Below are 11,761 nucleotides of genomic sequence, written 5' to 3'. Positions count from 1 at the left end.
ACATGGAATCTCGCATAAATATCTCAAATCTGGGCATCACCCATCAAAAGCTAAAAAACATGCTCGATTTCATGTTACAAAATTTTCATTAATTAGAGTTTCACATTCAAAGTTGCAAATCCAGCATGTGCTGCGCCTGCCTTGATCTCTACTGACCCGCTACCTTTTACTACCCAGCTCAGTGTGGTCTTCTCAAAAGCGCCTACACTTTTTATCAGCTGAATTTTTTCCCCAGCAACTAAGTCTTTCTTATCCTTCGATATGTCTATTCTGATCTTTCTCAGCCACCTTGAGCGCTCTCCTAGCTCAGCATGTGTGGGTAATGGTGAATTATTAAAGAGATCTGCTGTGATCCTTGTCAATCCGTTACCTAGTTTTTCTGTTTTTACATTATGAAACTCAAGCTTTGGCTGAAGGTCAGCCAATTTCAGGATAAAGCTGGTGTGTTCATCAGCGATTTCTGCCACTTTGGAGAAAGGAGGATTGTGCATTACAAATGGTTTGATTCCACCTACCTCAACTTTTTGACCCGGAAAATCAGGATGATCAACTACCGTCCATGGTACAAAAACATCATTGATGCCTTCTTGCTCAGCCCAAGCTAAGAAGTTTGCTTGGGGGTTGCTAATTGCTTTCCCATCAGCATCCTTGACTTCTGGAATCCACCATCCTGGAGTACTGAAACTCAACCTTCCAAAGTGAAAATATGCCCACTGGAAAAAATCCCCATCAGTCCCCTGATTATTTTGGTTATGCGCTTTTTGGGATACGGTCTCATTGTATATACCCGATACCATACTGTTGATCGCTGCGTCTTTGTTCAAGATGGTAGTTAGTACGCGCTTTCTCGCATCTCCTGCATTGTGTTTCAGTGGTGTTGAGAGATTATTCGCTGGACTGAATGTCACTATGGAGAATATATTCCATTGCTCAAACAAGTAATCAAGTAAAGCCCTCGATTCCACTTGAGACACTGCAAAATCCCCAGCCAGTGGTTCAAAAATCGGGAATTTATAAGTCAAAGACTTATTGAAAGCAATGCCTTCTGCGAGATCTTCTCCAAACTTCCCATCTTTATCTTTGTCTCTACTTTCAGGAAGCAACATGTAGCTACCTCTCTGACCTTTTGATCTGTCTGACTTGATAAGAACCCTATCATCGTTTTCTAGAGTGATGTAATCGCCCATAGGGCTTTCCACTCTCATCATGGTGATGAAGCCATCTTTATTTAGATCTTCGTAACCATCTTCACTTACTTGACCATCACGATCGTGGTCCACTTTGACAGCATTTCCTCTTCTCTCGTACTTTAAAGAAGCATGATACTGCTCATATGCGTCAGGTGACATGTTTGGAAAGACATAAAATGTAGTCTGTTCCAATTTATCTGCATGCTCCCTTACGAGCTTTTCAGCAAATTGCAAAGCAAGCTCTACACTCAAGACATGAAAACCCTCAACTCCACCAACTACCGCTATTCCAGGCTTATTGTCCATATCTCCTTTTCCAACTTTCAGTACCCAAATATCCTTACCACCTTCAGTTTTGGTTAAGGAGGTTAGTTTGGCAGGACTTCCACTGCCAGAGATGGCTTGGAGTCTTTGATTGACCTGACTCAAGGTAGGGTATTCTCCCTGAGCCATGGTAGTAGCAGTATGGGTACAAAGCAACCCAATACCTGCAACCAATGACAGATAAATCTTCTTCATAAAGTTTAATTTGGTTATTGTATCAGCCAGTGATATACTCCTTGGCGCAACTATGTTACGAAAAAAACATTTCAAAAATAAATGCTCTTAGCTAGTTCCAAGTATGCGAAATTTGAAAGGTACTTTAGATGGATGAGTGGAAGGACTTCCTTTTTTGACATTTTTTTTGGTCAATAAGAAAAAGGGGCTTAACTTTTGTAAACTCAAGCAAAAAATCCATGAAGATCCTCGGAAAAAATAACGTTGCGCTTGTCACATGGCATGAAAGTCATTTTCATCACCTTTATCCAATTGCAAATAATCCCAATATAGCAAAGAATCTCCGAGATGCCTTTCCAAAGCCTTATACTATCCACGATGCAAGGTTTTGGATAGAATATAATGTGAAGTTTAATCCTCCTCAGAATTTTGCAATTGAATACAATGATACCCTAGTAGGCTCCATAGGTGGAGAGATTTGTAAGGACGAATTGCGCACCAATATGGAGATAGGGTTCTGGATAGCAGAGTCGCATTGGGGTAAGGGTATTGCCAGTGAGGCTCTAGTCCTCTATACAGAGTACCTTTTGGATAAATTCCCAAATATTAAAAGAATCTACTCTCAAGTCTTTGATTATAATATAGCTAGTATGAAAGTCTTCGAAAAGGCAGGTTTTGAACCAGAGGCTATACTCAAAGACGCTTACATCAAAGACGATAAGGTAGGTGATATTTTCCAATATGTTATTATCAGAGCTGAAGTAGATAAGGCAACAAGGGCCGAAGATTGATTCCTGATTAGTTTCGAATTCCTTCGGCGAAGAAATTTTTGATCCAAAGAGATTTGCTCATTAGATTGACTGCATTGAGAATATCATAGATGTTTTTTGGATTGAAAGGACTGATAGCAATAGCGTAGTGATCATACCGATCTTTATGTATTTTCAAATCGTACTTGAGGCTAAGTTTGAGCAGTTCCTTAGGGAAAAATACTACAGAGGATGCTGGGGACATAGAAGCTTGTTTGATTCCAAATTGCTTTTTGGGAGCGTGGTATTGTTTGCAGATGAGCTTTGATTGGAAGTTGACATCCTCTAGTATCAAAATAGAATCAGATAAAAATCGAGGATTGAATCTATGTGTCATCTTTTGTGAGCCTTTACCAATCATATACGTTACGCTATCACCCACCAAGTGTCTAAGGTGTAAGTTGTTTTTGATAGAAAGGAATTTCCATAGGTTGTCTATTCGTTTTAAGTCCATGCTATTTTGGGTTTATTGGTAAGCAAAACGCTATATTTTGTGTAAGGTTATTCTTTAGGTTCGATTGACTGGTTGATCAATCGATAGAAGTCTTTTATAGGAATACGAAGTGCATCTATTTCTTTTGGATTTTGCAATACTGGTAGCTTTCCTTGAGGAGATAGCATTTCAAATCGGACATCATTTTCCAATAATGGGGATAATTTTTTCACAAATTGAAAATGGCTGAATTTATCTCCTTGATTAAAAATAAGTGTGTCTGTCCCGTTATCATAGTGGGCAAGTAGTTCGAATGAGTTGAGCTCTGGGTTTGTTTCTACAAAAATGTAAGCTTCGAGTTTTACCCTATTGATCAATATGGAGGTATTGATCAGTGGATGCTCGGCCTCTTTAATTCTTTTTCCATACCTGTAAAGTTGCATTTTTGCGTCAGCACGGTTTTCGATATCATAGAATATCCCTCGTACATTTTTGAAATACAATCTCTCTGCATCCGTAATAGCTAATTCAGAGTCTAGAGCGCCTGTATTGTTTGCCTTTTTTTCATCAAAAAAAGAAAGGATCAATACAAACGCTATCGAGGCTAATCCAAATATTTTTAGAATCCTCAAAAGCTCAGGAGTCAAGGTGTCATGCTTTGCCATGAAAGGTTATTTCAGCTTTGTCAATAATAACTGCACTCGATGACTGTAAGTTTACAGAAATCGGGGTGAATTTACTTTTTCTAAGCTTAATTTTCATCTATCTAAGAGATTTGGGTAATGTTGTAAATTTAAAATATTATTTCCTTACCATGGAATGGTATTTGTTCCCAAGAGATGAAATAAGTTTTTAAATGATTTTGGGAAATTTAATTTCGGAATTTGTCAAAATCATTTCGCTTTAAATCATCTATTCACAAAAATAAAAAAGCATGCAATCTTCTAAGCTTCTCATCAAATATGGTGGGAATGCCATGGTAAATCATGAACTCAAAAGTCAAATCGCTAGAGCTCTTCTGATGCTCAGAAATGCAGGGCATCAAATCACCCTCGTACATGGTGGAGGTCCATTCATCAGTTCTGCGTTGGATAAAGCAAATATACCTTCAGAATTTATCGAAGGTCAGCGCAAAACCAGTGCAGAAGCAATGGCTGTCGTGAAACGAACACTTCTCGGTGGTGTCAATGCAGACTTAGTAGCCCTTTTTTCAACTCATGGACTCAATCCCGTAGGAATATCTGGACATGATGGAAACTTACTTCAAGTCACTCCAAAGCATATGCAACTTCAAGATGCCAATGGTGAGACTACTGAAATAGATCTTGGAAGAGTAGGTAGTATTCAGCATGTCAATCCTGAACTTTTAGCATCACTTTCTCAGACTGGATTTACCCCTGTGATTGCTTGCATTGGTCCAGATGCAGCAGGTAACTCTTATAACATCAACGCAGATGATTTTGCTAGTGAAATTGCAGCAGCCATTCAAGCTGATTATTATATCTCATTGACGGATGTGGATGGATTGTATGAAGACTACCCCGACCCTCAATCGATTTTGAGAGAAATACCTCTGGCAAAGCTACCAAGCTTGTATGGCAAGGTAATTCAAGGGGGTATGATTCCGAAAATCCAGTCCTGTGAAAATGCCCTGAAAAGAGGAGTCAAAAACGCCTTGATTCTCAATGGTACTCAGCCTGAGCAGTTGATGGAGTTTTTCGAAAATGAAAAGAAAATAGGGACTACAATCACACATTAATCATGAACAACCAAGAATTATATCAAAAGGATAAAGCACAATATTTGCCAACTTTCAATCGGATACCAATCACTTTCGTCAAAGGCCAAGGTAGTAAGCTCTGGGATATAGAAGGCAAAGAATACCTAGACCTACTTGCGGGTATAGCTGTCACTAATGTGGGGCACTGTCACCCCAAAGTGGTGAAGGCAATACAAAGTCAAGCAGCAGAATTGATGCATATAAGTAATTTCTTTGTGAGCCCTCCGCAGGTCGCACTTTCGGAATTGCTGGTCAATATCTCAGGACTTAGTCGTGTTTTTTTTGCAAATAGTGGCGCAGAAGCAGTCGAAGGTGCTATCAAAGTAGCACGAAGATATGCACACAGCAAAGGCAGAGGGGGCAAAATCATCTCCATGGAGAATTCATTTCATGGTAGGACATTAGCAACGATTGCTACTGGACAGGCGAAGTACCAAGAGGGCTTTGGCCCAATGCCGACAGGCTTTGTCCAAGTACCTTTCAATAACTTGGAAGCTATTCAAAATCAAATCTCTGATGATGTCGCAGCGATTATTATAGAGCCTATCCAAGGTGAAGGTGGAATCAGACCCGCTGATGCTGCCTATCTAAAAGAAGTGCATGCGCTGTGTCAATCAAATGATATCGTGTTGATTTTTGATGAAATTCAATCGGGTATTGCGAGGACGGGATACTGGTTTGCAAAGGACCACTATGGGATTCAGCCTGATATCCTTACCTCAGCCAAAGGACTTGGCAATGGAATGCCAATTGGTGCATTTCTTTGTAATGAGAAAATAGCTTCAGCTATCAAGTTTGGTGATCATGGAACTACATTCGGTGGGAATCCTCTAGCAACTTCTGCGGCGATTGCAGCCTTGGAAGTAATCGTAGAAGAAGGACTACTCAAGGGGACTCGTGAAAAAAGCGCTTGGCTAATAGATCAGCTGAAGGTGTTACAGATGAAGTATCCACAGATCAAAGAAATCAGGGGATTAGGCCTAATGCTTGGTGTGGTACTAAATACACCAGCTTTACCATACATGCAAGCCTTGCTGCAGAAGGGTATCATTGCAAATGCAACGGCTGAAAATGTCCTTCGACTAGTGCCAGCATTGACCATATCTTATGAAGAGCTACAAAGATTCATCCATACTTTGGATGATGTATTACAGGCAATGAATTCAAAATAATTATGCAAAATCAAAAATATAAAGCAGCCATAATTGGAGCATCTGGTTTTACAGGCTCTGAGTTGGCTCGAATCCTTAGTCAACACCCACAAGTAGAAATTAAATATATCACTTCTGAATCTCATCAAGGAAGGCCATTTTCTGATCTTCATCCACAGTTTTTGAACATCATAGATCAAGCATTGGTAAGTGCAGAGGACATTGATGTGTCTTCACTGGACGTCATTTTTCTGGCATTACCACACGGAGTTTCTATGGATTTTGTGAAAAAATGGAAGGACAGTAACTGTAAGATCATCGATCTTTCAGGGGATTTTCGACTTGCCTCACCAGAGGTGTATGAAGCTTGGTATGGAAAACCACACACTTATGTCGAGGGCTTTGAAGGTGCAGCTTATGGTCAGCCTGAGCTGTTTGCAGAGGACATCAAGAGAAGCAGCCTCATTGCAAATCCTGGATGCTATCCAACCGCCTCCATATTGAGTCTTGCGCCATTGTTTTTCGATAATATGGTGCAGAATCACTCCGTAGTGATAGATGCCAAATCAGGCTTGACCGGAGCTGGGGTAAAGGCAAGCGATACGACACATTTTTCCAATGTAAACGAAAACTTCAAAGCCTATGGAGTAGGTGTTCACAGACATACAATTGAAATCGAGGAGCAATTTTCTCACCTGAGTGACGGTGAAGTTCAGATTCAGTTTACGCCTCACCTTTTGCCTATAGATAGGGGGATTTTAGTGACATCTTATGCAAAGACGAAAAAACTAACTACACAAGAAGAGTTACTCTCTTTGTATCAAAACTTTTATGCTGATAAACCATTTGTCAGGGTGAAGACTTCTGTGCCTAGTATCAAGGATGTGAGAGGGAGTCACTTCTGTGACATTTACCCATTCTGGGATAAAAGGACGCAGCGAGTCGTAGCAATAGCTGCCATAGACAACCTTCTCAAAGGTGCAGCAAGTCAAGCAGTCCATAATATGAATTTGGTACTTGGCATCGAGGAGACCGCTGGGCTTAATCAAATACCACTAAGACCATAAAGATTAATAGAAATCATGATCAAGAATATTACCAATGTAAGAGGCATCAAATGTTGGGGTGCTCATACAGGAGTCAAATCAATGAGAAGAGATTTGGCAATTATATACTCGGAGGTTCCAGCCGCCGCCGCTGCGGTTTTTACCCAAAATAAAGTACGAGCAGAGCCTGTGGAAATTTCAGAGCGGAATGTCTCCAATCTTCAGGCACAAGTCATCGTCTGTAATGCAGGAAATGCAAATGCCTGTACTGGAGAGCAAGGAAGAGCTGGTGCAGAAGCCATGATGAAGGTAACTGCCGAATTGCTAAACATCCCTGAAGATGATGTGATCATTGCTTCTACTGGCTTGATTGGAGAACCATTCCCCACCAATGATGTGGTCAATGGTATCAGGGAAAATATCCACAAGCTTAGTGATGATCCCAAGGCAGGTTCATTTGTAGCCAATGCTATCCTCACTACGGATACATTTGCAAAGGAAGGTTTTGTGGAGTTTGAGTACGACGGCAAGACCATCAATATGGGTGGAGTTGCCAAAGGTTCAGGCATGATTCATCCCAACATGGCTACGATGCTGAATTTCATCGTCACTGATTTGAATATCGAGAAGCCCCTTCTTGATAAAGCCTTGAGGTATTGCGTAGATCGTACTTTCAACATGATCACTGTCGATGGAGATACTTCTACCAACGACATGGTAGCAATACTTGCCAATGGAATGGCAGACAACAAGAAGATCAGTGATGAATCTGATCCAGGCTATAGGCTATTTAGAGACAAGTTGTTGGAATTGATGACCCACCTCGCTAAGCTAATAGTCTCTGATGGTGAGGGTGCATCAAAATTTATTGAATATAAAGTAACTAAAGCTAGAACAGAAGAGATTGCTAGAAAACTAGTCAGGGCTATTTCTGACTCTACTTTGGTGAAGACGGCGATGTTCGGTAGGGATCCAAACTGGGGTAGAATCATCGCAGCGTGTGGCAACTCAGGGGTGAATTTCACCTATAAAAAGGTCAATCTTTTTATAGGTGATGCGGAACATTTAGTCCAAGTGCTAGAGAAAGGTCAGCCATTACCAATTGATAAGAATTACATCAAAAAACTGCTCAGGGAATCACAAATCAGGATCATCTTGGAAGTCAATACAGGGAAGGAAGAAGGTGTAGGCTGGGGCTCAGACCTCACGACCGATTATGTACTCTTCAACTCTGTGTACACTACTTGACATTTTAAAAGTTAAGCCATAGATGGATGTGAAGATTGGTTCTAGGCCGAAAAAAGAGCGTATATGTTTCAGATTTGATGAGCATATACGTTTTTTTGTTTTAGCCGGAAATGTATTTTTGATTATTCAATTCATTGCCAGTGATATCTACTCATTGGCGAAATCGGTTGCTATTAGTCAATTCCGAAAAATCGGAATAGGTTATTCATGAATATCTAATATCCATTAATATCCAAGCTATGTGAGATCGATACTTTCTATACTTACTGGAAAAGTGCGTAAACGCATAAAAGATTTCATTTTATTCAATGTTGATAAAAACGTATTACTGGTTTATTTTTGTGATAATAAGTGATTTAACCAAGATTGAAAATCAAATTTTTAGTAAAGTTTCGGAAATATGCTAATGTTCTTTTGACTGGACAGGAGAATGTGTAAATTTGTAACATCTTGGTTCATAATTAATACAACGAAAAAGCTGATTTTTACAAGATGAAATTACTCGCCCACAGCTTTGCCTTACCTGCTGGATTGTATCATTCAGTTTTTGTATTTACAATCGTGCCAGTCTAAATAATGAAAAATTAGTACTAAAAATTATATGAGTTTAGAGTCAGAAAATCAATCAGATCAGTCTATTACCTTCAAAAACAAAGTATTATTAGTAGCTTTTGAAAAGCAATCATCCTTGGTGAAAAGGCTGAGAAAAGTTGCAGATCAAGTTGGCGAACATATCCTTGATAAGGCCAAGGCAGGAAATGTGTTCAACTTTGTCATGCTCAAGCCAGCTATTGAGCAAGCTACTTCTGAAGGATACAACTTAGTCATAGCAGTAGACCCAGAAGCTGATAGAATAGCATTAGTTGTCAAAAAAGGGGTAGAAGGCGCATTTATGGTACTCAATGCCCATCAAGTCTCTGCAGTATTGCTACAAGAGTGGATCAAGTCGGGTTCATATGAAGGACTTCACTTGGTGAAATCAATCTTGATGTCTGATCTATTGGATGTAGTAGCACGCAAAGGCCGTGTAGAGACAATTGACCAAGTTATCGAATCTGGTGATTTGAAGTCAGCTTTCGAAGTAGCTCAAGCTACTGTAGCGGGCAAACCGCTTGCAGGCTTCAATATTGACCAACAAGTCATGCATTCGGCATTGAGCTTCGAAGAGATCGTCGTTCAGATAGCTGAATTGGAAGCTAGACAAGGAGCTGTAGAAAAGAACACCTATGATGCACTGATGGAAGTGTATTTCTACAATGGTTTCTACAAGGAAAAAGCTGTCGGATTAGACCTTAGCTTGGAGATTCATAAAAAGCAACTCAATAAATTCCTCTCTGAAGTCAAAAGAAGCCCGAAGTTTTTGGAAGAAATATTCTCTGTAAGTGCAGTGACAGATTTCAACAAAGGGGTGAAGAAAAACATACTGACGGACAAGGTCTATGATCACCCGATCAAAGGAACAAATATCCTCAAAATCGAAACTGTAGAGGGGGTAAGTATCACTCTAGTTCCAAGTGCAGATAAATTGACGTATTATATTTCCGTGAGAGAGTCTGTGAATTCACCAGAGCGCTTTGAAATGGCAAATAAAGCTTTAGATCAGGAGATTTTCAAGCTCGTTTCTTTTCTGAATAAGCAGATTTAAAGCTTATCGCTGATTCAAAAACCGAAAAAAGAAGGTTGCAACGTACTTGCAACCTTCTTTTTTGGATTAATTTTTCTGAAACACACATATGGATTTCTGGTCTTGATAGAGAATATCTATATGGTAATGATGGGATATCCACTTCATAGTTTGGTGTGAGTAGAATGCCACATGAGTAAGATCTTTGGCATAGTACCACTTTTCCATAGTGTCGATTCCTTGGTGAAATACCGTCATGATGCAAAGTAGACCTCCTATTTTCAGCAAATCGAGCATCTTCCTTACCTCCTTCTCAGGATGATGAAAATGTTCGAAACATTCTGTGGCAAAAATAAAATCGTAACTCTTCCTAGCAATTCCATCTTTGAAGAAAAATGGATCGTAATTGTCGCAAGTCACACCGTAGTCTTTGAGTAAAAAATCAAGCGCTGGCCCAGGACCACAACCATAATCCAAAGCGGTGGATTGAGGGAAAAGGAAAGCAGTGACAGGTTCGATTATTTTGCTCAAATATTGCAAGTAGCCAGGGTGCTCTGGCCCATTGTGGTGATGCTCATAATGGGCTTTCTCCTTTTTAGCATCCATGAAGTTTGCAGGATTTCTATAAATCAGGTCACAAACCTCACATTGTGAATAGAGCAAATTGGAAACTTGGATGGGCTGCGAGCACAACTTGCAGTCCTCTTGTAGCTTTGATGTATCGCTACTAAGCATTCATCAATTCTTGAAGTTTATCGACAAATAGCCCGAGGTGGTAACCGTCTACGAAGCCATGATGCACATGAATAGACACGGATACCCATTTTTTCTCATCTGCTGTAACTACTTTGCCAAAAGAAATCTTGGGAGAGCTATCCGGTCGGCTAAACTTCCTTGCATGTGAAATCGACGAAAAGTCTATCCAAGGAATGGCTGAAAAGTGAATTTCATTTACAGCATATTCTGAAGGCATTAAGGTAGTGGCTTGCTGAACTTTTGCTATTTCTATATTCGAATGACGAATGAACTCCTCCTCATCTTCATAGTAATCCATATGTGCATAGGCGAACAAGCCATCCTCACGCATGATGGTACATGAGACGTCGATTCGATCAAATAAATAGACCTCTTGTTCGATGATTCGGTATTTAAAATTCTCTATTTTATTGACTGCCTTGAGGGTTCTGTAGAGGTAGTAAAGAAAAAAAGATTGTCCTTTTTCCTTCGCCATTGCATATGCATGTGTGCAGTCTATTTTTACATTTATGCCATAAAACGGCTCTTCAAACTCCGAGAAAAAAGCGAAATGTTCTTTCCTATCCCAATCCTCTAGTTTTATTAGATGTTTCATATTTAAGTTTTAGCAATCAGATATAAGCCTATCGGCAAAAGGTGAAGTCTATTGTCAAATACGCTTATTGTCTCAACCTGATTGATGATTTCGAAAGAGATATTCAAAAGTAATCAAATCGCTACTTTATACCTTCAAAACATGGATGATTTATGTGAAAATGCATTAGGCCTAGGGTTTAATGATTGGGACTGTTCTCTTGTAGGGATCACTTCTTCCCAATCCATCCTAAGTGTGTATGCTTGAAATCATCAGCATACTTCAGGCCATAGCCAAATATCCTATCCATAGCTGCGTGACCAAACAAAATAACACCCGCAAGCATCACATACGAATGATCCATCCAGATTCCTAACCCAAATAGCATTATGCCTAATAGCTTATGATGAAAAATATTATAGGTGATTGCTCCTATCTTTGTGTTGAATAAATATCCTAGCATGGATAGGTCTGGGAGGAGTATAAAGGCCAAAAACACCCACCAAGCAAAATCTAATTGGTTGAATATGATAATGGAAAGGATCAACTGAGCTATTTCCTCTAGTTTTATTAGCTTGATCATGTGCTGTGTCATTTTTTTGATGTTCGTGCTATAAAGTTCGGGTAATGTAATTTAATGTTTGTAGAAAAA

Annotated in this window: 12 protein-coding genes; 6 read left to right on the top strand and 6 right to left on the bottom strand. The window is 39.7% G+C overall.

What is annotated here, in order from left to right; translation table 11 throughout:
- Window positions 1–92: 92 nt before the first annotated feature.
- On the bottom strand, window positions 93–1,709 hold the full coding sequence (locus MM214_RS05200; protein WP_241292811.1) for a M14 family metallopeptidase: 1,617 nt from the start codon (window positions 1,707–1,709) through the stop codon (window positions 93–95).
- A 218-nt stretch (window positions 1,710–1,927) separates the two neighbouring features.
- Here MM214_RS05200 and MM214_RS05195 point away from each other — a divergent pair, with 218 nt between their 5' ends.
- Window positions 1,928–2,479, top strand: a complete 552-nt coding sequence (locus MM214_RS05195) for a GNAT family N-acetyltransferase (protein ID WP_241292809.1) — start codon at window positions 1,928–1,930, stop codon at window positions 2,477–2,479.
- 7 nt (window positions 2,480–2,486) lie between these two features.
- On the opposite strand, the gene MM214_RS05190 is transcribed toward MM214_RS05195, so the two are convergent.
- Together MM214_RS05190 and MM214_RS05185 are read right to left on the bottom strand one after the other, a co-directional pair.
- A complete protein-coding gene (locus MM214_RS05190) occupies window positions 2,487–2,951 on the bottom strand; it encodes a hypothetical protein (RefSeq protein ID WP_241292807.1) in 465 nt (154 codons plus the stop codon).
- A 47-nt stretch (window positions 2,952–2,998) separates the two neighbouring features.
- Entirely contained in the window at window positions 2,999–3,595 is a 597-nt protein-coding gene (locus MM214_RS05185; protein ID WP_241292805.1) for a hypothetical protein, read from the bottom strand.
- A gap of 269 nt (window positions 3,596–3,864) precedes the next feature.
- On the opposite strand from MM214_RS05185, the gene argB reads away from it, so the two are divergent.
- The 5 genes from argB to MM214_RS05160 all read left to right on the top strand — a co-directional run bounded on the left by argB (window position 3,865) and on the right by MM214_RS05160 (window position 9,800).
- Entirely contained in the window at window positions 3,865–4,689 is an 825-nt protein-coding gene (gene argB, locus MM214_RS05180) for an acetylglutamate kinase (RefSeq protein WP_241292803.1), read from the top strand.
- 2 nt (window positions 4,690–4,691) lie between these two features.
- Entirely contained in the window at window positions 4,692–5,882 is a 1,191-nt protein-coding gene (locus MM214_RS05175) for an aspartate aminotransferase family protein (RefSeq protein WP_241292801.1), read from the top strand.
- A 2-nt stretch (window positions 5,883–5,884) separates the two neighbouring features.
- Complete coding sequence (gene argC / locus MM214_RS05170) at window positions 5,885–6,928, top strand: N-acetyl-gamma-glutamyl-phosphate reductase (RefSeq protein WP_241292799.1); 1,044 nt, start codon at window positions 5,885–5,887, stop codon at window positions 6,926–6,928.
- A gap of 15 nt (window positions 6,929–6,943) precedes the next feature.
- Window positions 6,944–8,155 carry a bifunctional glutamate N-acetyltransferase/amino-acid acetyltransferase ArgJ gene (gene argJ / locus MM214_RS05165; RefSeq protein WP_241292797.1) on the top strand — a complete coding sequence of 404 codons (1,212 nt, stop codon included), beginning with the start codon at window positions 6,944–6,946 and terminating at the stop codon, window positions 8,153–8,155.
- Between the two features lie 601 nt (window positions 8,156–8,756).
- Entirely contained in the window at window positions 8,757–9,800 is a 1,044-nt protein-coding gene (locus MM214_RS05160) for a hypothetical protein (RefSeq protein ID WP_241292795.1), read from the top strand.
- A 66-nt stretch (window positions 9,801–9,866) separates the two neighbouring features.
- Here the strand turns inward: MM214_RS05160 and MM214_RS05155 are convergent, their stop codons facing one another.
- The 3 genes from MM214_RS05155 to MM214_RS05145 form a co-directional block, all read right to left on the bottom strand.
- Entirely contained in the window at window positions 9,867–10,385 is a 519-nt protein-coding gene (locus MM214_RS05155; protein ID WP_241292793.1) for a class I SAM-dependent methyltransferase, read from the bottom strand.
- Between the two features lie 121 nt (window positions 10,386–10,506).
- Window positions 10,507–11,130, bottom strand: a complete 624-nt coding sequence (locus tag MM214_RS05150) for a chloramphenicol acetyltransferase (protein ID WP_241292791.1) — start codon at window positions 11,128–11,130, stop codon at window positions 10,507–10,509.
- A 208-nt stretch (window positions 11,131–11,338) separates the two neighbouring features.
- Complete coding sequence (locus MM214_RS05145) at window positions 11,339–11,692, bottom strand: DUF4260 domain-containing protein (RefSeq protein WP_241292789.1); 354 nt, start codon at window positions 11,690–11,692, stop codon at window positions 11,339–11,341.
- Between the last annotated feature and the right edge of the window lie 69 nt (window positions 11,693–11,761).

Origin of the sequence: Belliella kenyensis (genome assembly GCF_022549675.1) — a bacterium.
GTDB lineage: Bacteria > Bacteroidota > Bacteroidia > Cytophagales > Cyclobacteriaceae > Belliella > Belliella kenyensis.
This window is presented reverse-complemented; position numbering and strand designations above follow the sequence as displayed.

Coding starts and splice junctions, on each gene's coding strand:
- MM214_RS05200 (WP_241292811.1), bottom strand. CDS start 1,709: ATGAAGAAGATTTATCTGTCATTGGTTGCAGGTATTGGGTTGCTTTGT.
- MM214_RS05195 (WP_241292809.1), top strand. CDS start 1,928: ATGAAGATCCTCGGAAAAAATAACGTTGCGCTTGTCACATGGCATGAA.
- MM214_RS05190 (WP_241292807.1), bottom strand. CDS start 2,951: ATGGACTTAAAACGAATAGACAACCTATGGAAATTCCTTTCTATCAAA.
- MM214_RS05185 (WP_241292805.1), bottom strand. CDS start 3,595: ATGGCAAAGCATGACACCTTGACTCCTGAGCTTTTGAGGATTCTAAAA.
- argB (WP_241292803.1), top strand. CDS start 3,865: ATGCAATCTTCTAAGCTTCTCATCAAATATGGTGGGAATGCCATGGTA.
- MM214_RS05175 (WP_241292801.1), top strand. CDS start 4,692: ATGAACAACCAAGAATTATATCAAAAGGATAAAGCACAATATTTGCCA.
- argC (WP_241292799.1), top strand. CDS start 5,885: ATGCAAAATCAAAAATATAAAGCAGCCATAATTGGAGCATCTGGTTTT.
- argJ (WP_241292797.1), top strand. CDS start 6,944: ATGATCAAGAATATTACCAATGTAAGAGGCATCAAATGTTGGGGTGCT.
- MM214_RS05160 (WP_241292795.1), top strand. CDS start 8,757: ATGAGTTTAGAGTCAGAAAATCAATCAGATCAGTCTATTACCTTCAAA.
- MM214_RS05155 (WP_241292793.1), bottom strand. CDS start 10,385: ATGGATGCTAAAAAGGAGAAAGCCCATTATGAGCATCACCACAATGGG.
- MM214_RS05150 (WP_241292791.1), bottom strand. CDS start 11,130: ATGAAACATCTAATAAAACTAGAGGATTGGGATAGGAAAGAACATTTC.
- MM214_RS05145 (WP_241292789.1), bottom strand. CDS start 11,692: ATGATCAAGCTAATAAAACTAGAGGAAATAGCTCAGTTGATCCTTTCC.